This window comes from Desulfuribacillus alkaliarsenatis, from assembly GCF_001730225.1.
Classification (GTDB): domain Bacteria; phylum Bacillota; class Bacilli; order Desulfuribacillales; family Desulfuribacillaceae; genus Desulfuribacillus; species Desulfuribacillus alkaliarsenatis.
In genome coordinates this window covers 207,693-233,912 of the sequence record NZ_MIJE01000032.1, presented here as the reverse complement: position 1 = coordinate 233,912, position 26,220 = coordinate 207,693, and the positions used below count along the sequence as shown (strand labels likewise).

Annotated in this window: 27 protein-coding genes; 23 read left to right on the top strand and 4 right to left on the bottom strand. The window is 35.1% G+C overall.

The features are described from left to right. Positions 1–213, bottom strand: a 213-nt coding sequence (locus BHF68_RS11875; RefSeq protein WP_176719932.1) for a transposase, incomplete at its 3' end; no start/stop codon positions are given. 547 nt (positions 214–760) lie between these two features. Between BHF68_RS11875 and BHF68_RS11870 the strand changes: the two genes are divergently transcribed. The 18 genes from BHF68_RS11870 (at position 761) to yajC (ending at position 18,161) form a co-directional block, all read left to right on the top strand. Beyond that, positions 761–1,615 (top strand): hypothetical protein, encoded by an 855-nt coding sequence (locus BHF68_RS11870; protein ID WP_069643869.1) that lies wholly within the window; start codon positions 761–763, stop codon positions 1,613–1,615. Positions 1,616–1,848: 233 nt separating this feature from the next. Then, entirely contained in the window at positions 1,849–2,553 is a 705-nt protein-coding gene (locus BHF68_RS11865; protein WP_069643868.1) for a hypothetical protein, read from the top strand. Positions 2,554–2,856: 303 nt separating this feature from the next. Continuing rightward, positions 2,857–3,096: a hypothetical protein gene (locus BHF68_RS11860; RefSeq protein WP_069643867.1), complete on the top strand. Its 240-nt coding sequence runs from the start codon at positions 2,857–2,859 to the stop codon at positions 3,094–3,096. 417 nt (positions 3,097–3,513) lie between these two features. Next, on the top strand, positions 3,514–3,786 hold the full coding sequence (locus BHF68_RS15860; protein WP_069643866.1) for a topoisomerase DNA-binding C4 zinc finger domain-containing protein: 273 nt from the start codon (positions 3,514–3,516) through the stop codon (positions 3,784–3,786). Between the two features lie 15 nt (positions 3,787–3,801). Beyond that, a complete protein-coding gene (locus tag BHF68_RS11850; RefSeq protein WP_069643865.1) occupies positions 3,802–6,516 on the top strand; it encodes an AAA domain-containing protein in 2,715 nt (904 codons plus the stop codon). A gap of 56 nt (positions 6,517–6,572) precedes the next feature. Beyond that, entirely contained in the window at positions 6,573–6,947 is a 375-nt protein-coding gene (locus tag BHF68_RS11845) for a YccF domain-containing protein (protein ID WP_069643864.1), read from the top strand. 23 nt (positions 6,948–6,970) lie between these two features. Beyond that, entirely contained in the window at positions 6,971–7,363 is a 393-nt protein-coding gene (locus BHF68_RS11840; RefSeq protein ID WP_069643863.1) for a hypothetical protein, read from the top strand. Positions 7,364–7,384: 21 nt separating this feature from the next. Further along, a complete protein-coding gene (locus BHF68_RS11835; protein WP_069643862.1) occupies positions 7,385–8,236 on the top strand; it encodes an SDR family NAD(P)-dependent oxidoreductase in 852 nt (283 codons plus the stop codon). A 111-nt stretch (positions 8,237–8,347) separates the two neighbouring features. Beyond that, entirely contained in the window at positions 8,348–9,370 is a 1,023-nt protein-coding gene (locus tag BHF68_RS11830) for an HD-GYP domain-containing protein (RefSeq protein WP_069643861.1), read from the top strand. Positions 9,371–9,444: 74 nt separating this feature from the next. After that, positions 9,445–9,609, top strand: coding sequence for a rubredoxin (gene rd, locus BHF68_RS11825; RefSeq protein ID WP_069643860.1), 165 nt, complete (start codon positions 9,445–9,447; stop codon positions 9,607–9,609). 133 nt (positions 9,610–9,742) lie between these two features. Continuing rightward, on the top strand, positions 9,743–10,732 hold the full coding sequence (locus tag BHF68_RS11820) for an arsenic resistance protein (RefSeq protein WP_069643859.1): 990 nt from the start codon (positions 9,743–9,745) through the stop codon (positions 10,730–10,732). A gap of 33 nt (positions 10,733–10,765) precedes the next feature. Beyond that, the gene (locus BHF68_RS11815; protein ID WP_069643858.1) at positions 10,766–11,035 is read left to right on the top strand and encodes a YkgJ family cysteine cluster protein; all 270 of its coding nucleotides are present in this window, start codon (positions 10,766–10,768) and stop codon (positions 11,033–11,035) included. Between the two features lie 45 nt (positions 11,036–11,080). Continuing rightward, positions 11,081–11,998, top strand: a complete 918-nt coding sequence (locus BHF68_RS11810; protein WP_069643857.1) for a hypothetical protein — start codon at positions 11,081–11,083, stop codon at positions 11,996–11,998. A 36-nt stretch (positions 11,999–12,034) separates the two neighbouring features. Further along, positions 12,035–13,264 (top strand): trypsin-like peptidase domain-containing protein, encoded by a 1,230-nt coding sequence (locus BHF68_RS11805; protein WP_084019402.1) that lies wholly within the window; start codon positions 12,035–12,037, stop codon positions 13,262–13,264. 57 nt (positions 13,265–13,321) lie between these two features. Further along, positions 13,322–15,634 carry a SpoIID/LytB domain-containing protein gene (locus tag BHF68_RS11800; RefSeq protein WP_069643855.1) on the top strand — a complete coding sequence of 771 codons (2,313 nt, stop codon included), beginning with the start codon at positions 13,322–13,324 and terminating at the stop codon, positions 15,632–15,634. A 45-nt stretch (positions 15,635–15,679) separates the two neighbouring features. Beyond that, a complete protein-coding gene (queA, locus tag BHF68_RS11795; protein ID WP_069643854.1) occupies positions 15,680–16,735 on the top strand; it encodes a tRNA preQ1(34) S-adenosylmethionine ribosyltransferase-isomerase QueA in 1,056 nt (351 codons plus the stop codon). Continuing rightward, positions 16,719–17,828, top strand: coding sequence for a tRNA guanosine(34) transglycosylase Tgt (tgt, locus tag BHF68_RS11790; RefSeq protein ID WP_069643853.1), 1,110 nt, complete (start codon positions 16,719–16,721; stop codon positions 17,826–17,828). Before queA ends, tgt begins: the two co-directional genes overlap by 17 nt. A gap of 69 nt (positions 17,829–17,897) precedes the next feature. After that, the gene (gene yajC / locus BHF68_RS11785; protein ID WP_069643852.1) at positions 17,898–18,161 is read left to right on the top strand and encodes a preprotein translocase subunit YajC; all 264 of its coding nucleotides are present in this window, start codon (positions 17,898–17,900) and stop codon (positions 18,159–18,161) included. A 65-nt stretch (positions 18,162–18,226) separates the two neighbouring features. Here the strand turns inward: yajC and BHF68_RS11780 are convergent, their stop codons facing one another. Beyond that, complete coding sequence (locus tag BHF68_RS11780) at positions 18,227–18,865, bottom strand: MtnX-like HAD-IB family phosphatase (protein ID WP_069643851.1); 639 nt, start codon at positions 18,863–18,865, stop codon at positions 18,227–18,229. Positions 18,866–18,916: 51 nt separating this feature from the next. Beyond that, a complete protein-coding gene (locus BHF68_RS11775; protein WP_069643850.1) occupies positions 18,917–19,285 on the bottom strand; it encodes a TIGR04086 family membrane protein in 369 nt (122 codons plus the stop codon). Between the two features lie 172 nt (positions 19,286–19,457). Between BHF68_RS11775 and BHF68_RS11770 the strand changes: the two genes are divergently transcribed. From BHF68_RS11770 to BHF68_RS11750, 5 genes are all read left to right on the top strand, one after another. Next, positions 19,458–20,444 carry a sodium:calcium antiporter gene (locus BHF68_RS11770; RefSeq protein ID WP_069643849.1) on the top strand — a complete coding sequence of 329 codons (987 nt, stop codon included), beginning with the start codon at positions 19,458–19,460 and terminating at the stop codon, positions 20,442–20,444. A 27-nt stretch (positions 20,445–20,471) separates the two neighbouring features. After that, positions 20,472–21,776 carry an ArsB/NhaD family transporter gene (locus BHF68_RS11765; protein ID WP_069643848.1) on the top strand — a complete coding sequence of 435 codons (1,305 nt, stop codon included), beginning with the start codon at positions 20,472–20,474 and terminating at the stop codon, positions 21,774–21,776. Positions 21,777–21,928: 152 nt separating this feature from the next. Then, a complete protein-coding gene (locus tag BHF68_RS11760) occupies positions 21,929–22,999 on the top strand; it encodes an HD-GYP domain-containing protein (protein ID WP_069643847.1) in 1,071 nt (356 codons plus the stop codon). Between the two features lie 101 nt (positions 23,000–23,100). Continuing rightward, complete coding sequence (locus BHF68_RS11755; protein ID WP_176719931.1) at positions 23,101–23,784, top strand: Crp/Fnr family transcriptional regulator; 684 nt, start codon at positions 23,101–23,103, stop codon at positions 23,782–23,784. A 112-nt stretch (positions 23,785–23,896) separates the two neighbouring features. Further along, positions 23,897–24,667, top strand: a complete 771-nt coding sequence (locus tag BHF68_RS11750) for a YetF domain-containing protein (RefSeq protein ID WP_069643845.1) — start codon at positions 23,897–23,899, stop codon at positions 24,665–24,667. Here the strand turns inward: BHF68_RS11750 and spoVB are convergent. Then, the gene (gene spoVB, locus BHF68_RS11745) at positions 24,664–26,211 is read right to left on the bottom strand and encodes a stage V sporulation protein B (RefSeq protein ID WP_069643844.1); all 1,548 of its coding nucleotides are present in this window, start codon (positions 26,209–26,211) and stop codon (positions 24,664–24,666) included. The genes BHF68_RS11750 and spoVB overlap by 4 nt on opposite strands. Positions 26,212–26,220: the final 9 nt, after the last annotated feature.

Genomic DNA, 26,220 nt, shown 5'->3' with positions numbered 1-26,220 from the left:
ACGCGTCTGAATGGTTTTAGAACTATAACCATTACGACTATTACCAGTGTTAATGCCTCTGGAATCATTCTTTGGATACCCAAGATGATTTTCCATCTCTGCTTCAAAAATTTCTTGGAGAGTATTCTTGAATAGTTCTTTCATCTTTTCCTGGATATCTTCTACTGTACGACAATCTTTTGCTAATTCCTTAGCTAACGTACTACTTTGCATAAACGATCAACTCCTTAGTGGTAAGTTTAACCATTTGCACAAAAGTTAGTACATTCTCAAAGAAAACCCATTCGATCGGAATATATCCTCTTCCGATAACTATGATATTTCTATATATATTCTTACAGAGAAGCATAAAGAAAATATATTAAATAATAAAGGAGAAATTATTAATTTACTTAAATTAGGTGTTTTTCCTTTCATAAAAATAATATGTTCTCCAACGGAAGATACTACTTTAATTAAAAAACTACAAGAATTCGATGGCATTATTACTACAAAGTATTGTTATAACCATGATAAAAAATTTTACTCTTTAAAATCAGATGTTTTTGAAAAAGTTATTTTATTTGGTGATGAGGATCAAGTAAGAAGCCAATACTGTGGCAGCAATATAAGCACATTAGATCTTTACGCTGGAGATGAATTCGATTATTTTGTCATAAATGAAGATAATCCAGTTCTACAAGACTCAAAACGAGTAAAAAACACAGTCAATCCTAAATATGGATTAGAACTTGTAAGACTACTACTAGTAAATAATCGGTTGTTTTATTTATCTAGAAATTATTCAATTAATGAAGGTTTTTATTATTTATATCGCTTCAAGAGAATATTTGATAAATTTCAATATACCTGGAGCGTTGTAGTATCTACTCATAAAATATTAGGAGATGATATTTTAGAACAATTTAGTAGTCTTTCCCAAAGGCTTGAATTTATATGTAGATCTTATGATAAGATTTCGTATTTTGATTTAAAAAAAGCTAATAATGATACTCAGAGTAATACTATATATCATTTTTCTTATTTTATTATGCTGATTACAGGTATTTTTGATGATATTGCATGGATATTAAAGCATCGTTACAACCTAAATTTATCGAATATGGAAGTAGGGTTAAAAATACCGGAATGTCGAGAAACAAACAAATTTTACAATAAACTTAAATCAAAAAATGAACGCATATGTGACTATCTTATAAATGAAAGTACTCAGAATTATATCAGATTGTTTTATCCGTTAAGAGATACCTTACAGCATCGTCGTTTTCTTCGAGGAGTAAGAGTAAAAAGTTCAAGCGATAATATTGACAAGAATCTTTATTTAGTTCCCCAAAAAATGATTGATTATGTTAACAAGTTACCTTTATCTCTGGAAGAGCTTGGAATATCTAAACGTATTGGAGACAGTTATTACTTAGATGCGCATTTATTTGCTTATAAATCTATTTACATAGTTGCAGAAATTGTAAATTCAACATTACCCTTAGTCGATTGGAATGAAATAATAGAGTTATTGGATATGGAAAGTTTAAAATCTATTATTGAATCAAACAAAGACTATGAAAAAGGATTAGGAACTCATTTAGGTTGGAGTTCTGAACCTATATATTTTTAATGCTTAATAGTCTGAGAATTAAAGTATAACGCTACTGCATATAACAATGTACATTCGCAAGGGTACGGATGCAATTTGAAACACGAAGCAAATCTATGATGTGCAAGCATGTAGTTGGTGCCGTACCACATTTCTTCGCTGGGCGAAAGAACCGCAATGAGAGTTTTCAGTGAAGACAGCTCAGAAAAGTTGATGTACGAAACGTTAGCAGACATTGAGGAGGTAAACATTAGATGCAAATCGCAAATGAAACAATATTAATCATTACAGCAATAGCTTCAGTAATTTTCATAGTTACGTCATTTATAGTAAATTTATTTATTGATTCATTTAAAAAGCGAATAATGTTTGGATTGAATAAAACTTTTTCGAACAACGATACAATACTACTAATTGTCTCTTTTGTTCTTGGGATTTTCTTAGGTTTGATTATGCCTGAAGCTATAATTAATAAATTTGACTTATTGGTTAAGACCAGTGTATTTATGGGGTGCATAGTAGCAATAGTTCTAATAGTAATTCAAAGAAATGATAAAGAAATGATAGATTTATTGGGCAACTCAAAATTTATCAAGCATACTAAAAATTCAAATCTTAAAATAATGCTTTTAATAATATGGGGTGGCGTATTATCGTCGCTTGGAATAATGGATTACCTAAATAATAAAGTTTCAGATGAAAACCAGATTACTGTTGCGTTAATATTAATGGTTCTAGTGTATATATTATCAATAATTATTGCTTCTTTATACAAAACCTTTGTACAATGTGTTAATTATAATAGAAAAAATGTATTACTAGAGGATGAATCGGAAATTACAGAATGCTTTGTTATAGGGTTCGATAAAGACTTTGTCGTAATTATAGATAAACATAAAGAAGAGATTCAATATGTAAAGATTTCACATGTAAAATATATCAAAGGTAACATTGCTTAAATAGCAATACGTCTGCTAACAACGCATCACGTGTGTCTTGAAAGTCATAGTTTGCTAGTCAGTGAAAGTCTGACCGTGGTAATTGCCAGAAAGCCATGTAGCAGGCTCCCAGTGCATGGGGTGACCCAATGTGCTGAAGCGGAGTAACCTCCTGAGAAAGGAGAGCAAAATAACAGTCCGTAACATAAAGTGAATTCTGCAGCGTCGTCATGTTAACCCGAAAGGGACAAAAGGAGAGCCGAGCGTTAGCTGAAATTAAATAATAACTATTTTAATAAATAAAAAAGCAAAGGGGTACTAACCATGAAAAAAGACGAATTGCCAGGAAAATTGATTGAAGTTTTAAAAAACTTAGGGGGGAGAGGAACAATATTAGAAATCTGCAAGAAGTTCTGGGAATTATATGGAAAAGAGTTAAATGAAAATGATAATTTGTTTTATACATGGCAATATGACATTCGTTGGGCTGCTACAGAACTTAGAAAGTCAAAAATAATGAAACCTAAAGAAATTAGTTCCAAAGGTGTTTGGGAACTAAGCTAGGATCAATTAATAAAGATCGAAATAACGTCACATAACAATATACATTCGCAAGGGTGCTGTAGCAACTTGATGCATGGAGCAAATATCAATGATGTACAAACATGGAGTAATTGCCTCGCCACATTTCTTCGCTGGGTGCGTAGCGCCACAAGGTAGTATTATCTGAGGGTACAGTTCAGAAACATCGCATGTACTGGAACGTTCGAATAAAGCTCCGTCCATGGCTCGATAATATAGAGGTTATTGCAAGTTGTAGTGTTATAGCTAAAGGGATAGGCATGAAACAAACTTCTTCAAAGGAGAATTTTAAAAATAATAGAGAGATATATATAAACATAGTATAGAGCAATTAGAAGAAGTGTGTAAATTTAATAGAGTAATATATAATTAACAAATCAACTAGCTTAGGAGAAACTAATGGAACCTTTAGACCTAATTATTAATGAATTTTTAAAAAGATTTTATATCATATACATAATATTCGGACTATCCATACTTCTTATGGTAGTAACATTTATAATGGTTAGATTAAAACAAACTAATACAAAAATAATAGAAACAAGCACTTCATATAATGAAAAAACATGTCCACAATGTGGTGGAAAGTTAATTCAGAAGAATGGAAAATATGGAGCGTTCATGGGATGTAGTTCGTATCCAAGATGCAAACATACAGCAAGTATCGACTAAAGGAGGCTGAGCACTGTGGATATTGAAAAACATCTTATACTAGTTAAGGGTGAGGACAAAACTGAAGCTATTAGTCATTGTGAAAAGCGAGACGGTCAATGGCATATTCAGTTTCAGAAAGGTAAGACATATACCTATAATTATAATAATGTTCAATGGTTTTCTAATCCACAATTGTTAGATACTACTTCGACACTTGTATATGAAAATGAGCAACCGTTATCTGGTATCCAGAAAATAATAAACTTTGTTGAATATATTAGGATTTGTTTCATATCAGGTTATAAAAAACTATATACCAAAGACGAAATTACAATCGAAAGAAGTCTAAATGATTCAGAAGCCCTTAAAATATTGGAATATCTAAAAAAAGCAGCAGAAAAAATTAGCGTAGGGGATGAAGAAGAGAATAGCTTTCTGTACAAGCAGTATAATAGTTTACAATCTATTAGTCCAAGGTCTGTACTAGCTACCTACTTAAAGCCTAAAGAGCTAAAACGTTCATCTAATCCCCAAACACCGATATTTCCTTTTGGCTTCAATCTAAGTCAGAAGGAGGCAACAGAAAAAGCAATAAACGAGCATATTAGTATCATCGAGGGGCCTCCAGGTACGGGCAAAACGCAGACGATATTAAATATATTAGCAAATGCAGTTATGAATGATAAAACAGTAGCAATTGTATCGAATAACAACGCAGCGACAGCTAACGTAATTGAGAAGCTACACAAATACGGTGTGGACTTTATAGCAGCTTACTTAGGAAATAATGAAAACAAAACAAAGTTTATTACAGGTCAATCGGGAGCGTACCCAGATATGCGTTCTTGGGCAATGGATGACGAGTATTACCAATCACTACAAATGGAAATTGAAGAAAATAGTAAAGAGCTTAATGAAATGCTAGCCATCAAAAACAACGTTGCAAAACTTAAACATGAATTATCGGTTATAACTGTGGAAAAAGAATATTTCGACAAGTATTTTAACGATATGAATGAACTTAAACCTTACCGTAGCTTATATGAGCACACTTCCGACAAAGTCTTAGCCCTATGTATGAATTATCTGCAGCTTGAAAAGCAAGGAGTTCCACTACATCTGCTGCAAAAGATTAAGTATTTCTTTAGCTTTGGTATATTTAATTTCTCGTTCTTTAATAATCAAACGGAAGATATTATAGGATTCTTGCAGAACTATTTTTATGAATTGAAAATATTAGAATTGAAAAAGCAAATTAGTAAGTTTGAAGAACGTCTTGAACGGTACCATTTCAATAAGGCTATGAAGAAATATAGCGAAGATTCGATGAGGCTTTTCAAGGCAAAGCTGGCAAAGATGTACGCTAATATTAAAGAACGACCGATGTTTACTTCTAACTTCACTTGGAAAGGATTTGAAGCATTTATCGATGAATACCCAGTCATAATGAGCACAACCCATTCTTTAAGAAATTGTGCTAATAAGAATTACTTATTTGACTATGTTATCATGGATGAAGCATCGCAGGTTGATATAGTCTCGGGCGCCTTGGCGCTATCATGTGCTAAGAATGCCGTGATTGTTGGTGATTTAATGCAGTTACCCAATGTAGTTCCTAACGAAGTTGCTGAGGAAACCGATCGCATATTTAATACATATAATTTGAACGAGGTGTATCGTTACTCTAACCATAGCATGCTATCTTCCGTTGCAAACTTAATAGAAGATGTTCCAAAGACTCTATTGAGAGAGCACTACCGCTGTCACCCAAAGATAATTGGATTTTGCAATCAAAAGTATTACAATAATGGGCTTGTTATCTTAACGGAAGAAGCTAATCAGGATAAGCCATTAGTGGTATACAAAACAGTAAAGGGAAACCATGCTCGCGGAACGTATAATCAGCGTCAAATCGATGTCATAGTAGAAGAAATCATCCCTGAGCAAATAGGAGATGATACGAATCAGTCGATTGGTATTATTTCGCCATATCGTATGCAAGTCACTAAGCTCTCTGAGCATTTTGATAGCAAAAATATTGAAATTGACACGGTTCATAAATATCAAGGGCGTGAGAAAGATACAATCATCATTTCTACTGTAGTTAATGAAATTAACGACTTTGTTGATAATCCTAATCTGGTAAACGTTGCAATCTCAAGAGCAGTCAAGAAATTAATTATTGTTGTTTCGGATAATGACAAAAATGATAATAGTAATATTGGTGATTTAATAAAATATATTAAATACAACAATTTTGAAATCATTAACAGCAAAGTATACTCCGTATTTGATTTGCTATACCATTGTTACTCTGAGCAACTAAGAGCCATTATGAAAACTAGGAAGAACGTATCAAAGTATCAATCAGAGATATTAATAGATATGCTTATAGAAAAAGTCTTAAGTCAAGATAAGTATAGAAGTCTTGAATATGTTATGCATGTACCGCTAAAAATGCTTTTACGAGATACGAATTTGTTGAACGAAAGAGAACGTCATTTTGCATCGAATGTTTTAACTCATACCGATTTTGTTATTTTCAATAGACTAGACAAAATGCCTGTATTGGTAGTAGAAGTAGATGGGTACAAGTTCCACGATCAAAACCCGGAGCAATTAAAGCGCGATCAAATGAAAGACACAATCTTGGAGAAATATGGTATACCTATTCTAAGGTTAAAGACAAATGAAAGCCAAGAAGAAGTTAGATTAGAAAACAAACTCCATACAATCCATGTTGGGTGAAAAAAGAAAGTCAGGATTTAGATTTTTATTTTGCTAGAGTAGAGAGGAAGTAGACAATGAGTTTTGTTGGTAATATTATATGGCTAGTATTTGGCGGGTTAATAGCATTTATCTTATGGTCTATAGCAGGGCTGATTTTGTGTATAACGATTATTGGGATACCCTTTGGCATTCAATGTTTTAAGATTGCAACATTTGTGCTGTGGCCATTTGGAAAAGAAATAGAGCTTGGCCACTTTGGAGCAGGTGGATTACTTTTAAATATAATATGGTTAATTTTTTTAGGATGGGAACTAGCTCTAGCTCATCTTATAATAGGCGTACTGTTATGCCTAACAATTATAGGTATACCATTTGGACTGCAGCATTTTAAGTTTGCGCAGCTTGGTCTCATACCATTTGGAGCTAGGATACACTATTCTAATATATGAATTTCAGAGGAGAATCGAAGCAAATGAGAGCATCTGTTAGTTTGATAATGGTATTATTTTTGTTATTTTTGACAGCTTGTAATTCAAATAGTGCTATAACAACTATAAAAGACGGAAACTATATACTTGAAAAAACAGATTCAGAGGCAGCTATATCTCCGCAGGTTACCATTTCTGGGAACGATATTTCTTTCAGTTATGATCCGTTAAATAGTTATTTACCAGTTGGTGTTTATACTATAGAGGAGAAAATGTTAACAATGATGACACATGATGGGTTGTATAAGTATGTATTTAATATAGATGGAGATAAGCTTGTTTTTCAGAAAAACATATCATCAGAAGTGAATTTGACAGATTACAGACTTGGAATTAGCATAGCAGATAAAGCAGAATTTAAATTGAAAGAAAATTAAGTTCCATAGGAGTGGGGTATTTTGGCGGGAAAGACAATAGTAATTACGGGAGCTACAAGTGGCATAGGATTAGAGATGACAAAACAGCTTGCAATGAAAGGTCATAAACTAATTATGGCTTGCAGGAATCTAGATAAAGCTAATCAAGTCAAAGAGAAGATTCTTAAAGAATACTCAGAAGCTGATATTGAAATCCTAGAGATTGATATGTCATCCTTTGCATCAATTAGTAGCTTTGCTCAGAATTTCACTGCTAAGTATAATCAACTAGATGTTTTAATTAATAATGCTGGTGTTTTCTGTGATAAACTAGCAACCACTAAGGATGGTTTTGAAATGACTATGGGTGTGAACTATTTGGGCCCTATAGTATTGACTAGGATGCTGCTTCCGACGATTACTAAAACTCCAAATGCCCTTATTATCAATATAACTTCTAAGTCAGCGTTTTATGGTAAAATCAAATTAAATTCGAACATGTTTTCGAGTAAAACCCATGGGTTCAAAGCATATTCGGCATCTAAGCTGGCACAAATACATTTTACCATCGACTTAGCTGAGGAATTAAAAGATACAGGTGTTACTGTCAACGCGGCTTATCCAGGGCGTGTAGCAACTAACATATGGAATGGCGAAACATTTATGATGAAACTTGTTGCACCTATAATGAATCGCAGAAGTATTTCTGCTGAGCAAGGAGCAAAGACTGGTGTGTACTTAGCAATTTCCCCTGAAGTAGCTGGAATTACGGGTAAAATGTTTGATCAAGAACAAAAAGTTGTAGAATACCCACCAATATGTCTGGATAAGGAAATTAGAAAGGAATTAATGATAATAAGTCAAAATGCAATTCAAACTAAAGTATTTAAGTAAAAAAGCCTATTTTTTTTACGAGTATTATTCTATAAAATTAACATGAAAAGTACGGAAGCTTAGCTATCGTACTTTTTTTGAATAAGAATATTACATTGGATGTGTTTTCATATGATTTATACTACGATAGATAATGTAAGATACGGGCAAGTCCTAGGGCGTAATCTGTACACAAAGGATGGCAACGTTTTATTAAGAAGCGGTGTTGTTTTATCGGTGGGATTAATTAGTCGCTTGAAAGAAATTGGTGTTAGTGCAATCTACATAAAAGATGAACGATTTAATGATATTGAAGTGAAAGACTTAGTATCAGAAGAAACTCGCAGAGAAGCAATGAGCAATTTATCGATTGCGGTAGAGAGAGTACAAGCAGGGAAGGATTTTGACATCAATTCATTTAAAAAAACAACGGACAATATAGTTTCTGAGATTATGCAAAATAACAATATATTAGTAAATTTAACTGATATTCGTACAAAGGATAATAAGTTATTCGTACATTCTCTAAACACCTGCATGATATCTGTGCTCATGGGTATACACTTGAAAGTTAGCAATATACAATTAGCGGAACTAGCAATTGGCTCGCTTCTGCACGACATTGGTAAAAGCCTACCTGATATACCAGAAAATGATCACCCTGTCCAAGGTTTTAATATTTTAAGAAAAAAATACGATTTCAATATCGTTACAGCTCATATAGCTCTTCAGCACCATGAACATGTTGATGGTAGCGGTTATCCTAGGGGAGTAAAAGGTGATGAAATACCGTTATTTGCAAAAATTGTTGCTGTTGCTGATTATTTTGATACTCTGCTAGCTAGGGAAGACTTGAAACCATACGAAGCATGCGAAAAAATTATGGCCGAAGCTAATAGTAAATTTGATTTAAATATCATAAACGTGTTCCTGAAATCGGTTTCTATATATCCTACTGGTAGCTGGGTAACACTCACTAACGGAGATATAGGAGTTGTCGTTAAACAGCATAAAGGTTTACCTTCAAGACCTGTGGTGAGAGTATTTAGCGCATCTAGTAAAGAAGGAGATTTAAATTTAGATGATACGGAATTAAAAGACATTGACTTAGCAAATGAAAAAACTATATTTATTAAACACGCAATTACTGAGTAAAATATTTTGTGATGTGGTAAAATTAAGAAGAATAATATAATTATAGATATTGAACGAAGGAGTTGAACTGGAAAATGAAAAAGTATGAGTGTGAAATATGTGGTTATATTTATGATCCAGCAGAAGGGGACCCTGATAACGGGGTTGCACCTGGAACGGCTTTCGAGGATGTTCCTGATGAGTGGTTATGTCCGCTATGTGGCGTGCCAAAATCAGACTTCGAACCAGTGGATGAGTAATTAAGAATTTTAAATATAGTTAAAAGCGCTCGAGTGCGATAGTTTGCTTGAGCGCTTTTGTATGGTAAAAACATGCTCAGTATAGTAAACTGTTGAATAATAATGTTTATCAGTTGAAAGGATATACTGGCTCATGAGTTTTATCGAAAAATACCAAACACTTATTATACTACTCGCGGTTGTAGTTGGTTTATTGTTAGGACAATTAGAGGTGATTACATACTTTTCTCAGCATCTAATAGTACCTGCACTTTTTTTATTATTTTATGGGATGTTTCTATCAATTTCCTTAAGCGATGTAAGGCAAGGGTTCACAAACTCTAAGTTTGTAAAAGTTAGCTTAGCTATTAATTTCCTGTGGACACCGCTCCTAGCTTGGTTACTCGGAGCAATGTTTTTATCTGATCATCCATATCTATGGCTCGGATTTATCATGTTAATGGTGACTCCGTGCACGGATTGGTATGTAATTTTTACGGGAATCGCTAAGGGCAATGTTAATCAGTCATTAGCTATTTTACCGATAAACTTCATATTACAGCTGATACTACTGCCAGTATATTTATATATCTTTACAGGGGTAATGGGTGGCATTGTTTATACTGATTTGATAAAGAGTATAGTAATTGTTTTGCTGATACCATTATTATCTGCGAACATTACACGTAAGCTTTTACATGCAAAAAACAAAAGCGATATTTTAGAAGATAAGCTAATTCCTTTTTTTAGCAAAACAAACATTATTTTTCTGTCATTAGCAATTGCAGCAATGTTTGCATCTCAAGGTTATCAGTTGCTAGAAAATGTAGAAATTTTACTCTTAATGATAATACCGATTCTCTTATTCTTTATTATTAACTTTACAATTGGTCAATTTGTTGGTAGAGCAATGTACCTTGCTCGTGCAGATATAGTTAGCTTAAACTTTACTACTTTGGCGCGTAATTCTCCAGTTGCATTAGGTATTGCAGTAGTTGCATTTCCAGATCAACCATTGGTGGCACTTGCTTTAATCATAGGGCCTTTGTTAGAACTACCAATACTCGCTGTTATAGCGAAGGTTTTATTGCTAATGAATAATTCTAAAAAGCAAGATTTGGCAGCAGATAACAAAAAAGATTAGTAGTATATTAGTTTAAGATAGGGGTAATGAAACTTGGACTGTAGAGAAAACTGTGGCGCTTGCTGCATAGCAATAACTATATCTTCTCCTATGCCTGGTCTGCCAGAAGGTAAAGAAGCGGGGGTGCGATGTCCGCACTTAACAATAGATAAGAAGTGTAAAATATTCAATCTGCCTGAGAGACCAAAAGTATGTAACGACTTAAAGCCTTCGGAAGAAATGTGTGGAGAGTCGTTCGAGGACGCTTTGGCATATTTGAGATATCTTGAACAGGAAACAATGCCAGTTCGATTGAAAAAATGACTTAGCAAATAATTTGTCGTTAACACTAGAAGGGGGCTTGCATATATGAACGACAAAAGGATAATTATTTTACTAGTAACGGTAATGGCCTTGCAGTTATTTACATGGAACAATACTAGAGGCTTAGAAACACAAATTAGGAACTTACAAAATCAAGTACAGAATATCCAAAGCGATGTGTCTCATGAAGTATCGAACATTCGCTATACAGTCCAACAGATGCGTGAAGATGCTAACTGGTGGACCAATCCAGATTTTCAATTTGAAACCCTAGACTCTGGGGAAACTGTTGCAATCGTTAGCTGGCAGCTTAAAGAATATACTGAGGCTGATGAAGTTTACTTTAACTATTCATTTGGCAATGATCAGTCTTTTACTCAAATCAAAGCAGATGAAATTGCTAACGGATATTTTTCAGTTAATATAGAAATTGATGTGCCTAAAGAACCAATCGTAGATATATATATATCACGAATCCTCAATAACGGTTCGCGTGGCACGTCGAATTATCAGGAAGAAGTTATGGAAGAAGCAAAAACGGTAGCATTTACAGAAAATTCTATTATGCAGTATTACGTTTCGTTAGATGATGGACAGAGAATGCTGACGAGTGATGCAGGGCGTTTTGAAATGAGAGATTTACAATATAAGTTATTTGGTTATAAGAATTTGATTATTAGAGAACATAGAAATGTTTTGAGTGCGAATATGTATTTAGACCGATTTGGTTACCAAACAGTTGAGTATAAGATAGAAAGAGCGTATTTAGAGAATCGCAGCGTTACAAATGAAGCTTTAGCACAATGGGAATTTGAGCTACCTTCAGAAACTGATAGATATGGCAGCGCACATAGATATTTTTATTTGCACGATATACCAACTGAAGATTTACAAAGGTTATACCTAGTTTTGGAATACTCTGGTGGCTATGTATTTGAAGAGCAAATAAAGCTTATAGATTAAAGGTAAAATGTAATCTAGTAAATATGTTTTTGCGAGGTGGACAACATCGACAATACAAATCAACTCGTGTTTGTATATGGAACACTGTTAGAGGGAGAGAGTAACCATCACTATATAGCAAACGCAAAAAAAATTGCTAGCAATTCTTGGACGTTTGGCATGCTATATGATACTTGCATGGGTTATCCAGGAATGGTGGCAGATAAAAATCATAAGGTCTATGGTGAACTTTATCAGCTAACAGCACACGAATTAATAAATATAGATGGGCTAGAAGGTTATAGTCCGAATATCGACCCAAAAGAAAATGAGTACCTGCGAGTGATCCAAGACGTATACACAGAACAAGGTATTGTACAGGCCTATGTGTATATTTATAATCAGCCAATTACTGAAAATAAACGCTTAATTCCCTCTGGTAAATGGAAAGAGCGTAAAACAATTATAGATGAAGACCAGGCGTTGCATTACTGTGATATTGAGTATGATAGGAATTTAGAACGAGATTCATATAAGGAATATTATGAAAAAGAATACGAGGAACTACATGAGCGACGAAGATTTATGATTCGTTTTCTTGTGGTCACGGTAATAGTTTTTGCCATTGTAATGATTTTAGGTCCATGGGCACGTGTTTTTCAACTTCCGTCACTAGATTTATTGACAAAGTCAAGGGAGCTAGAAAGAGACCCAGTTGTCCGTGAATGGATGAAGCCTGTTGTTACCATAAATACGCAGAGTAGTAAAGCTACGGGCTTTAATATTGCTGCTGATGGATTGATTGTAACTAATTATCATGTGGTTGAGAATGCTGGCTCTTTGTTTATTACCTTTGACAGTGGACCTATGTATAAGGGTCAAGTGGTGGCAGAATATCCTGACATTGATTTAGCAATAGTGGATATTGATGGACGAGATTTACCAGTTGCTAATCTTTCTTCAGTATTTGAAATTGATACAACCCAGAGAATGATAGTTATAGGGAATCCATTAGGTTTGACACAAATTATTAAAGAAGGACAAGCAATCGGATTATCTAATATAAGGGATTGGGATAGGCCAGTGTTAGTTATTGAAAGTCCAATTTTGCAAGGCAGCAGCGGCAGTCCAGTATTTAACCACAAAGGTGATGTAGTAGCGGTAGTATTTGCTAATGCTGGCATAGTTGAGCGCAGTGGTACAGAAATAATACTAGGCTTAGCAGTACCGATAGATTATTTAAAAGAGCAGGATTACCTGGCAGCTTTGTCGAATGGTGACAGATAGTGAAGTGTGATTAAAAACAATTCTATACAAAAACAGAAAAATGGGGAGATTGACATCATGGGGAATAGAAAACATTTTATAATAACTTGTATTCTAGTTATGAGTCTATTAATTAGTTCGTGGCAGGCTACTTTGGTAGAGGCAGGAGAAACTGTACATGACCGTATAATTAGGGTAGGTTTGCTTTTTGATGAAGGAAGTCATCGTGAGGATGTACCCTATGTAACATTATCTTCTCCTACTGGGCTAGAAATTCAAGAGCTTGCGTCGGGAGAGGTTATGATTAATGCTGCTCCTACGGAGGAGATGATATTTCATTTAAATCAGCATTATGTATTAGTGGCAGAGACTAATAATCTAGATGAAGCTAAATCTATTGATGCTAATTTACAAGCTAGTAATTATAAATCTCTAATTATTGAAGAGAGTTTACTAGGTCAGACTCGCTATCAAGTAGTTGTAGGCTATTATTTTAGCTTTAGTGATGCAGATTCAATTCGAGCAAAAATTAGTAATGAGACAAACTATACCCCAACTGTAAAAGCTGGATATCGTGTTCAGGCTGGATCTTTCATAGAGAAAGAATCTGCCTTAGCACTAATTAATGATTTTAGAAAAGTTGGATTTGTAGCTTACATAGCAATTGTGCCAACTGAGAATAGTGGAGTCAATGGAACTGCTGACTCTAATGGAACTGTAGACTCTGTTGTAGATGCGGAGCCTAATGGGGATATAGAATCCAATGGAGACGTAGAATCTAACGGAAATGTAGAATCTAACGGAAATGTAGAATCCAATGGGAGCAATAACAACGGTGAGATTGCAAATAATAATAAAAACGTAAGATATAAAGTGTTAGTAGGCAATGAAGTAAGTGAAGTAGCTCAGCATAATTTGCGACAAGAATTGACGAGTGCTTTTCCTGGAAGAGAGTTTATATTTCCAAAAAGCACAGACTATATATTGCTAAAACAGGCAGTTGTTAATGGAAATAGGATTAATATTGGAATTATTCCTCAGAGTCGGACGAAATTAAACATAAAGGCGATGTCTGGTAATAGCGTCCCAGTAGTAAAGGTTAATGAACGCTTTAACCGTACTTATCGTGGTAATATTGAGCTATCAACTCTTAATCATAAACTGGCAGTAGTTAATATCTTGCCTATGGATGAATATTTATATGGTGTTGTACCAAGAGAGATGGCAAGTGGTTGGCCTATGGAAGCCCTGAAGGCTCAAGCTGTTATCGCTAGAACATTCGCATTAGGTAGGAGTGGCTGGTCAATTGCCCATGTTGTAGATGATGTCAAGGATCAAGCATACTGGGGGTACTCAATGGAAGCCGCTGATACAAACCAAGCGGTAGATGCAACAAGAGGACAATTATTAAGAACAAACGATGGCAGATTAGTACAAACCTTTTACTCTTCTAATTCAGGGGGAATGACTGCGGAAGGTACTGAGGTTTGGGGTAATGGGATTTCTTATTTAACGGCAAAGGAAAGTCCTTATGATGCGGCAGTATTAGATCGAGTATCAAAATGGTATCATGTAATGCTACAGGATGGCACCTTTGGATATATACATTCTAACTTTGTTAATCCTACCGGTGAATTTAATCAAATAGGTCTAGAGCATGCAGTTATAGAAGGTACAAATGTAAATGTTCGTGCTAACGCTGATATTTATCATACATCTTTGACAAGGGTTAATACTGGAGATAAAGTTGTTATTATTGAGGAATTACATGAAAACAATGCTTACAAATGGAGTAGGGGTCCTTATACGGCTGTTCAAATTAGAGATATGATTAATGCGAATCAACGTTCAACAAATCCAATGATTAATGCACCAGTACTATCGTTGAAGGTTACACAAAGGGGTGACTCAGGCAGGGTAATGCAGGTTCGAGCAAATGGTAATGTCGTAACTGTATCAAGCCCAGACGCCCATAGGTCGTTGTTCCGCGATGGGTCAAGCTTGAGAAGTACTAGGTTTGAGATTGAAGCCCGAGGCGAATATACTATACTCGGTGCTAATGGCAATAAAGTAGATTATCCTCAGTCAGATACTCCTGCTAGTTTATATGTTATAGGCTCGTCGTCTACTACTGGTAGTATGCCTGCTACAGTGAATGGTAGCTCAAATGAATTTGTAATTATTAATCAAAAGGATGAGCTTAGAGTTGCTTCGAAAAGACAAGAGTATGTATTTAATGGCTATGGTTTTGGTCATGGATTTGGTCTTTCTCAATGGGGTGCCTATGGTATGGCAATAGCTCGTGATTCATCGGACAATTTGAAGTATAATTATAAAGATATCCTGTACTATTATTACTCTAATGATGTATACTTAACTCCGATTGAGTAAAAGATTAGAAATATATAGCTATAAATTTAAGAACGGAGAAGTAAAGTGAAAGTACAAGATTTTGATTTTTATCTACCAGAAGAATTAATCGCACAGTCACCGTTATCTGATAGAGCTGGTTCGAGATTAATGGTAGTGGATACAGAAGCAAATAAGATATACGATAAACAGTTTGCAGATTTATACGATTCTATAAAATCGGGAGATACCCTGGTGCTTAATGACACCAGGGTTATTCCTGCTAGATTATTAGGTAGAAGTATAGATACGGGCAGTAAGATTGAATTTCTATTGCTTAAACCATTAGAAGATGACCGTTGGGAGATACTGGTTAAGCCAGGAAAGAAAGCAAAGGTTGGTCGTGTGTTTGAGTTTGGAAACGGGAGCTTAAAGGCAGAAATAATTGACATAACCCCAGCGGGGGGGCGAATTGTACATTTTCAGTACAATGGGATTTTTAACGAGATTTTAGATGAACTTGGAAGCATGCCGTTACCTCCGTACATAACTGAGCAGCTTGAAGACAAGGAGCGCTATCAAACAGTTTACTCGAAATATCGTGGTTCGGTAGCCGCTCCTACAGCTGGGTTACATTTTACTAAGGAAATGCTTGATAGTTTGCAGGATAAAGGGGTTAATATTGCATACGTGACCTTGCATGTAGGATTAGGAACTTTTCGTCCCGTACAGGTAGATGATGTCGAGGAACATGTAATGCACTCTGAATATTACGAAATATCCAAAGACACAGCAGATATAATTAACCGAACCAAAGCCTCTGGAGGGAGGGTTATATCCGTTGGTACAACTAGTACTCGGGTGCTTGAAACAGTAGGACAGTTCGATGGTATAGTAACTGAAACATCGGGCTGGACAGATATTTTTATATATCCTGGCTATAAGTTCAAGGTTGTCGATGGACTATTGACAAATTTTCATTTACCAAAGTCAACTTTAATCATGCTGGTGTCAGCATTTGCAAACCAAGATTTGATATTAAAGGCATATGAACACGCTGTTAGTGAAAGATATAGATTTTTTAGCTTTGGGGACGCTATGCTACTTATGAAAGGAGCGGGTAAGAATGGCCGTAACATATGAATTAGTAAAGACTTGTAAACAGACTGGGGCAAGGGCTGGTATTATTCATACACCAAATGGTTCATTTGAAACACCGATGTTTATGCCAGTAGGCACACTTGCAACGGTGAAAGCTATGAGTCCAGAAGAGCTTAAGGAGATTGGCGCAGGTATTATATTAAGTAATACCTATCATTTGTTCCTGCGTCCAGGACACGATATCGTTAAAGAAGCTGGTGGCTTACATAAATTTATGAATTGGGACCAAGCAATTTTAACTGATAGTGGTGGATTTCAGGTATTTAGTTTAAGTAACTTGCGTAAGATTAAAGAAGAGGGTGTAGAGTTCCGTTCTCACTTAAATGGCGAAAAGTTATTCCTAAGTCCAGAAAAGGCAACTGAGATTCAAAATGCATTGGGCGCAGATATCATTATGGCCTTCGATGAATGTCCGCCATATCCAGCAGACTATGAATATGTCAAGGATTCCTTAGAACGTACAACCCGTTGGGCAAAACGTTGTCTAGATGCCCATAGAAATACTGACAAGCAGGCGCTGTTTGGAATTGTACAAGGTGGCATGTATAAAGACTTAAGAATAGAGAGTGCTAAGCAGCTAGTTGATCTCGACTTCCCAGGTTACGCTATTGGTGGCTTGAGTGTTGGTGAAGAAGCTGATATCATGTATGAAGTGCTAGAATATACTACTCCTGAGCTTCCTAAAGATAAAGCAAGATATTTAATGGGAGTTGGTGCCCCAGAGAATCTAGTAGAGGGTGTAATCAGGGGTATTGATATGTTTGATTGTGTTCTACCTACAAGGATTGCACGTAATGGAACAGTATTTACTAGTAAAGGCAAATTAGTAATCAGGAACGCGCAATATGCAAGAGATTTTCAACCAATAGATAGCGACTGTGCTTGCTATGTATGTAGGAATTATACGAGAGCATATATTAGACACTTAATTAAATGCAATGAAATTTTTGGAATGCGTTTGACAACCTATCATAATTTATATTACCTAATAAACATGATGAAACAAGTCAGACAAGCTATTTTAGAAGACAGATTGGGAGACTTTCAAAAACATTTTTATGCTATTAGGCAGTAGCTTTTAAAAATTTTTATTGATAGTATAAGAATGTTATAATATTATATTTTCTGAAAGGAGGCTATACATATGGAGACATTAATTGGATTATTACCTCTTATAGTGATGTTTGCAATCTTTTACTTCTTGTTAATTCGTCCTCAACAAAAGAGACAGAAGGAACGTAATGCAATGCTTGATGCGTTGAAAAAAGGGGACAAGATTGTTACTTTAGGTGGAATGCATGGGACAATCGTTGAATTAGACGAAGAGTCTATGGTTGTAAAAGTTGCTGAAAATACTAAATTAAAGTTTGAGCGCTCAGCAGCATCGTACGTAAAAAGTGAAGACTAATACGTAAAAACGAAGACTAATATAAAAGGTATAGCATCCATTAATAAGGTGCTATACCTTTTGCTTTAGATTGTATTGTTTTTGACATAAGTAATTATATCATTGAAGTCATTATATGGAATATAGGGGATACCATGCTCTTGGCAGTAAACAGAGAGCTTATCCTTAGCAAAGACAATGTCAGCTACCTCAGAAGCTTGGTAATCGGTATAGCCATCACCGATAAAGGCGACAGGTTGATTTGACTGTTGTTGATATTGTTTAACAATTTGGCTTTTACAAACACCTAAATTAGGTGATTCGTCTGAATGATAGGGAAAGTGTGCTGTCCACCGAGAGTCACAACACACTAGCTGATTAGCAAATATTTTAATTGGCTGATCAATGTATTTACTTAAAATAGTTGTTATTAATAAGAAAAATCCATCACTAACAATAGCATACTCATAATCATTTTGCTTACAAAATTTAATAAATTGTATAAAGCTAGAATCTATTTCCACAGAATTAATTGTTTCAATTAATTCTGGCTCTGTCATGCGCAGCACTTTTAAAATCTCTTTTGTTGCTGCTGGGGTAGATAAGGCTCCGATTTCCCATTGTTCTTCAATTTCATCTGTGCATGAGATTTTGAATTTTTCTATCATAGTTGTGCAGCTGCATTGTTTGCTAATTGTTTTGTCAAAGTCAATTAGGAAGATCATTATAATACCCCTCACTAGCTAGTTAATAAGAGTATTATAACAAAAACTCTGTTAGCGAGCATTAAAGTTGACTCCGACAATTCCGCCAACTGCTCCAATCGATATGCCAATAACAACTTGGATTAATGACTCAACGCTTAAGGTGATACTTGAGAATAACATACTACCAAACAAAACAATCAGTAACATATAAATAAACCCTGTCAATGCGCCTGCATACCAGCCTTTTTGGGATGAACGAAAGCCTGCTTTAAGTGCTCCAATAAGTATGCTAACGATATGGATGGCATATGTTAATGTTGGTAAAGATGACTCTGGTAAGCTTGTAAACTGAACTAATATAATAAGGACTAATAATAAGCTAATAGAAGTCATAAACGCCCAAGTAAAACCAACAAAAATGGGGTTTTTAATAGCCATATACTAAAACCTCCTAAAATATAATGCACTTGTCTATTAATACAAACTATGATGCTGTCCAAAAAATATGATAAAAATTATTGCAAAAACCACTTGCTATGAAAAATTCATGACAAGTGGTTTTTTTTGTTGATTTTATTCATATGTATGTATCGAAGGGGGACGAGAACAGATGATGATACTGGAATTTGCTTTTGCGTTGGCACTTATATTAGCTGGGGCTGAATTATTTACGAACGGTATTGAGTGGTTAGGGAAAAAGCTGAATTTATCTGAAGGTGCAGTTGGTAGTGTTTTGGCTGCCGTGGGTACTGCAATGCCAGAAGCAATTATTCCAATTATTGCTCTGTGGTCATATAGCGGTCAGGCTGCAGTAGAGATAGGAACGGGAGCTATCTTAGGTGCACCTTTTATGTTAAGTACAATCGCTATGTTTGTTGCGGGCATATCTGTATATATATTTTTAAAGAAAAGAAAAAGCGCCCGTCTAAACTTAAATACAGAAATCATGGCTAGAGATTTACGATTTTTTGTTTTTGTATATATGTTTGCAATGCTTGCTGGAGTTGTGCCACATCAAGGCTTTAAATATGGCATCGCTATCTTATTAGTAGCCCTCTATATTTATTATGTTTATCGCACAGTTAGATCAGGGGAGTCGGTTGCCAACCATGAAGTGCCACCTCTGATTTTTGCTAAGAGACAAAGAAACCCACTAACAATTATAGTCTTTTTCCAGGTTATCTTCGCACTCGCAATTATCATTACTGGTGGACATCTATTCGTAGATGCTATTGAAAAAGGAGCGTTATTATTAGGTATTTCCTATTTTGTCCTAGCGACGTTGATTATTCCTATAGCTACTGAACTGCCGGAGAAGTTTAATAGTGTTATCTGGATTAGGCAAGGTAAGGATACGTTAGCGCTAGGCAACATTACTGGGGCTATGGTGTTTCAGAGCTCTTTAATTCCTGCTATTGGAATTGCATTAAGTCCGTGGCAGCTAGAAGGGATTGTATTAATAACTGGATTATTAACTTTAGTCGCAGGTTTTGTGCTGTATGCCCAAATCTCACTGAAAAAGCAATTGACGCCTGGAATCCTAATTTTTAACGGTTTATTTTATCTAGCTTTCATCATTATGGTCTTAACTTATTAGTTATATAGATTAGAAGGGAGTGCAGATATGCTTTCAATTCTGGATTTTGGGGGACTCCAGGTACATATAGCAATTATTATATTTTTACTTACTTATGCGCTAATTATCACAGAAAAACTTAATCGCGCGGTTACAGCTCTAATGGGTGCAGTACTTATGATTATCTTAGGGATAGTTGAGCAGGATAGTGTACTGAAGCATATAGAATGGGGTACAATAGGGCTGCTCATGGGAATGATGATTATTGTTGGGATTACGCAGCAAACAGGTCTGTTCTCGTATATAGCAATAAAGGCAGCCAAGCTTGCTCGTGGCGAACCCGTGTATATATTGTTATCACTTGCAACTTTGACAGCGATATTTTCTGCGTTATTAGACAATGTTACGACGGTACTATTAATCGTACCAGTTACTTTATCCATTACGCGGATATTAAAGATTGACCCAATACCATTTCTAATCACTGAGATAATTGCGTCAAATATAGGAGGTACTGCAACACTAATTGGTGATCCGCCAAATATTATGATTGGGCCAGCAGCTAATTTAGATTTTAATTCTTTTATAATAAATTTAGGCCCTATAAGTTTATTGATCTACATAGTTACAATGACCATCATTTGGTTGATTTATAGAAATAAATTACAGATACCAGATAGTCAAAAGCTTCAAATCACCAGGATAGATGAAAGGAAATATTTAAAGAATATTCCTTTGCTAATAAAGTCTATTAGTGTTTTGTTAATTACAATAACAGGCTTTGTCTTTCATCATACGCTAGGGCTAGAAGCTGCAACTATAGCAATGGCAGGAGCAGTAATACTTATGTGTATAGGTATCGATGACCATGAAGTACATGATATCTTTAACAAAATAGAATGGGTCACAATATTCTTTTTCGTAGGGTTATTTATGCTTGTAGGTACATTAGTTGAAATCGGACTAATTAAGCAATTAGCACTATTAGCCATTGATTATACCCAGGGCGATTTGGAGCGGACAGCAATTCTCCTAATTTGGATGTCTGGTATTTTCTCAGCTACGATTGATAATATTCCTTTTGTGGCTACAATGATTCCATTAATCCAGACAATAGGTGAGCTGGGTGGATTAACCGATATTGAACCACTATGGTGGGCGTTAGCTTTAGGTGCTTGCTTAGGTGGTAATGGTTCGTTAATTGGAGCATCAGCTAATGTTATAGTAGCTGGTATGGCAATGAGGGAAGGAAGAGAAATTACTTACTTAGGATTTCTGAAAATTGGTCTGCCGATTACAATTATCTCATTAGTAATGGCGACTATTTATTTATACTTCGTAATTCTGCCTTAGGTATAAAGTAGTCCTAGGGCTTTTATTATATATCTTTAGTCATGAAGAAAAATGAATCCTTAAGCACATATCAATAACAAACAGCAACGAATACAATAATAGTAACAGAATAGTAAAATTAGGTAATATGATTTTGTGTGAGGGGTGAGAGTATGCTAAGTAAACAACACAAATATGTATTAATACCTGTTGATCTATGCGAAGATGGGAGCATACTAGGTGAAGACGTTTTTACGGAAAGTGGTAAACTTGTACTATCAGAAGGGACAATCCTTACGGCCGAGCTAATAGAAAAATTAATAGCTTTAGGTATATTTACGGTAAGTATTCAAGCCCAGCTTGGGCTTGATGAGAGCAACAACATTTATGTTAACGATAATCATAAGGAAGTTATAGAAAAAGCATATCAAACCTTAGATACGATTATGGGCATGCTTGCGAATCGGAAGCCAGTATCAATAAAAAATCATGAGCAAGAGCTGCAGGATTTACTACAATCTACAATTTCTACGGGAGAAATTATAGATATCCTTAGACAGGTCCAAGCATTTGATGATTATCTTTATAAACATTCCTTGGCTGTTGGTATTTATTCAGTAATGCTGGCGGCATGGCTAAAGCTTGATGATAAAGATATAAAAAACGTTGGGCTAGCTGGTATTTTGCATGACATAGGTAAAACAAAAATTGATAAAGAGCTACTAAGCAAACCCAACTCGTTAACTGGAAGACAACAAGAGATATTAGAGCGGCATGTAAGGTTTAGTCATGATATTGTTAAATTTTGTGGATTTCACGACTCAGGGATGCTAAAAGCCATCCTTCAGCATCATGAACGGATAGATGGAAGTGGATATCCTGAACGGATAAAAGGAAACCTAATTCATCCATTTGCCCATATTGTAGCTGTAGCAGACCGCTATCACAACCTGACAACAGATCAACCAGATAAAAAACGAATTAATCATACTGAGGCATTAAAAGCTCTTAGAAAAGAAGCATTTACATGTTTGGATGCTAAAACTGTACTTACATTCATTGATGGTATGATGGGAAAATATAGCGGTAGATTTTGTAAAATGTCAAATGGTCAATCTGGGAAAGTTGTTTTTATAAATCGAGATGACCCAATTTATCCGATTATTAAAATTGGAAAAGGTGCGGAATCAAAGTATATCGACCTGCGATTTGAAAAAAACTTATCAATACATGAGATATTATAATGCAGGAGCTATTATAAAAAAATTGTGAATCATATCAGTAGTAATTATGAAGCTTTTTTGGTAAACTATCTGTATGAAAAATGGATAGGGAGCTGATAGCTGTGCTGGAGCAATTAAGAGAGATTCCGATTTTTTACAAACTTAGTGATCAAACACTTGAGGAAATTGCGAATAATATCACAATAAAAGATTATCGTGCCGATGAGTTAGTATATTCTGAAGGAGAACCCTCGAATCACATCTATATAGTGGTTAGTGGAAGGGTGAAAATTACTAAAGTAAGTAGTACTGGAAGGGAAAAGATTTTACATATAATACGTGAAAATGAAATGTTTGGTGAGCAAGCATTATTTGAAAATGGCGTAAATCCACATTCAGCAAAGACAATTGAAAAGGCATTACTTTTTCAAATACGCTTGAATACCTTTAAAAAGATTATAGACGAAGACCACGAATGTGCAACAATGCTCCTAGAAGTTATGAATTTAAAGCTCCGCCAAGCTTACAGACAGATAATTAACCTATCATTTAAGGATACATATAGCCGTTTAGCTAGTCGATTATTTAAACTTGCCAGGGATCATGGTATTGAAGAGGAAAAAGGTCTGCTGATAAAAGCAAAATTAACACAGCAGGAGCTAGCAGATTACGTTGGGACGTCAAGAGAAACAATTAGTCGGATTTTATCGGATATGGTCCAAAAGGAAATATTAATAGTAGATCGTCATCGTATATATATCAAGGATTATCAAGCCCTAAAAGAAGTTGCACTTGGCAGTATATAGTACATATACTGTATTGTGGGAATATAACATAAAGTGGATAGACCTCTATTGCATATAGGTTCATTTTGTCGGTCAAAATACCTATAGCTAATGCAGTGGAGGTTTTTATATTATGGAGGATTTATTTGTCAGTGTATATAGAACTTTTTTCATATACTTTTTTATATTGATAATAATGAGGGTTATGGGAAAAAGGGAGGTCGCTAAGTTATCAATTTTTGACTTAGTCGTCTTTATCATGATTGCTGAATTAGCGGCTGTTGGAATAGAGGACACGGATAAACAATTACTAGGAATTATAATTCCAATTACGATGGTCATGTTATTACAAATGCTTTTATCATATATCAGTATGAAAAAAGAGAATGTACGTAATCTGATTGATGGAGAGCCTTCTTTAATAATACAGAACGGTAAAATTAACGATGCAGAAATGAAAAAACAACGTTACGATGTTAACGACTTAATTATGCAATTACATGAAAAACAGATTAAAAACGTCGCTGAAGTAGAGTATGCAATTTTAGAGCCATCTGGTAAGCTGACTGTTTTTCCTAAAGAGACCTCTAGCGGCTCTGGTCAAAATGAACAGGTTAGGGTTATTCGAAGCAAACAGGATGATATGTTAAATATGGAAATCGGCGATATGATGAGCTTATTAAAAGATTCTAACACAATTAAGACTGAAGTCCGCTTTAAAGGGTTGCCGTTAATCCTAGTTTCAGACTGTAAAGTCAAAGAAGAAAACCTTCAACGCATCAACCAGAATCGTTTCTGGTTAAAAAACAAGCTGCAAGAGGCTGGGTTTAAAGAAATTAAAGATGTATATTTCGCAAGTATTGACGAGAATGGTAATTTGTTTGTTGATGGCAAAGATTATTAACGACGTTTTATTAATCGGAAGCGGACAAAATCGTCTAAAGTAATTAGCTTGAATCCAAAAAGCATAATTAAGTACATAATAGAACTGATGCTTATAATAATAACGAGTAAAGCCCACTCTTCGATGTATGAAAAATACCTTGAAATTGCTTGTGAACTAATAAATATAACACCTGCCATGAACAAAAATTTGAGCATGTCTTTTGCAGGATAGGTAAGTGGGTAATACTTACGTGTGCTTCGGATATGTAACAAAGTTACAGTTATAATACCAATACCAATTGCAATTACAGCACCATTGATATTTAAGAGTGGTCTAGTTGCTAAAATATATATGCCAGCAAGTTTGACTATTGCGCCTATTAATGAGTTATACATTGTTTCATTAGCTTTACCAAGTCCTTGTAATATTCCTGCCAATGGTGATTGTAGGTACAAAAAGATGGCGAATGGAGCAAGAATTTGTAAGGAATGTTTTATTTGTGGCTGATTATATAAGACACTACCTAATAGCTCCGCTTGCGTAAATAAAAGTACTGTAAAATAAACACCAATGATTAATGTAAAGTGTATCGATTGCCTAACACGAGTAGCAATTGTCTTTTTGTGTTCTAACGCGTTAGCCTCTGAGATAGACGGTATCAATGTGATCGATAACGAGTATGTAAAAACTGTAGGGAATATTAATAATGGGATAACCATACCAGCAAGCTGACCATAATAAGCCGTTGCGCTATAGGTTGCTATGCCAGCGAGGGCTAAGCTTTTTGCAATAATAATAGGCTCTAAAGCATAAGTTAAAGATCCAATCGCACGGCTAAAGGTAACTGGCACTGCTGTTTGTGCTATGCTATATAATATTTGTCGCCGTGATTGCTTCTGACTTGGAACACTAAAGGTTGACTGAAATGGTTTATTCTTATATTTGAAATAATAAACAAGTAGTACTATAAAACCCATCAATTCACCACATACCATCCCAACCATAGCTCCTGCCGCAGCGTATTCTACACCCATAGGCATCCAGAGGCTAGCAAAATATATAACTGCTGATAGTCGAAATATTTGTTCAAAGACCTGTGAAACTGCCGTTGGATTCATATTCTGTAGACCTTGAAAATATCCGCGCAATATAGAAGAAAGGGCGGCAATGGTAATAATAGGAGCCATGGCTATTAGTGCATAATAGGAGCGTTCGTCCTGTAGAAATGTTTTAGATATATAAGGCGCGTAGATTATTAATAAAATAGTAAATATCGCACTTAAAGTTAAGACAAAAATAATAGATAGGTATAGAATTCGTCTTATTCGTCTTTTGGCATTTATTACCACTGCTTCCGCAACGAGCTTTGATATGGCAATGGGCAACCCGGCTGTAACAATAGTTAGGATAAATACGAGGATAGGAAACGCTAGCTGGAATAATCCCATTCCTTCAGCGCCAATTATTCGGGATAGAAAGATTCTATAAACAAAGCCGAGTACTCTAGCTATTAAGCTGGCAGCAATGAGAATAATTGTCCCTTTTATAAATGTTTGCTTCATAGAAAATAC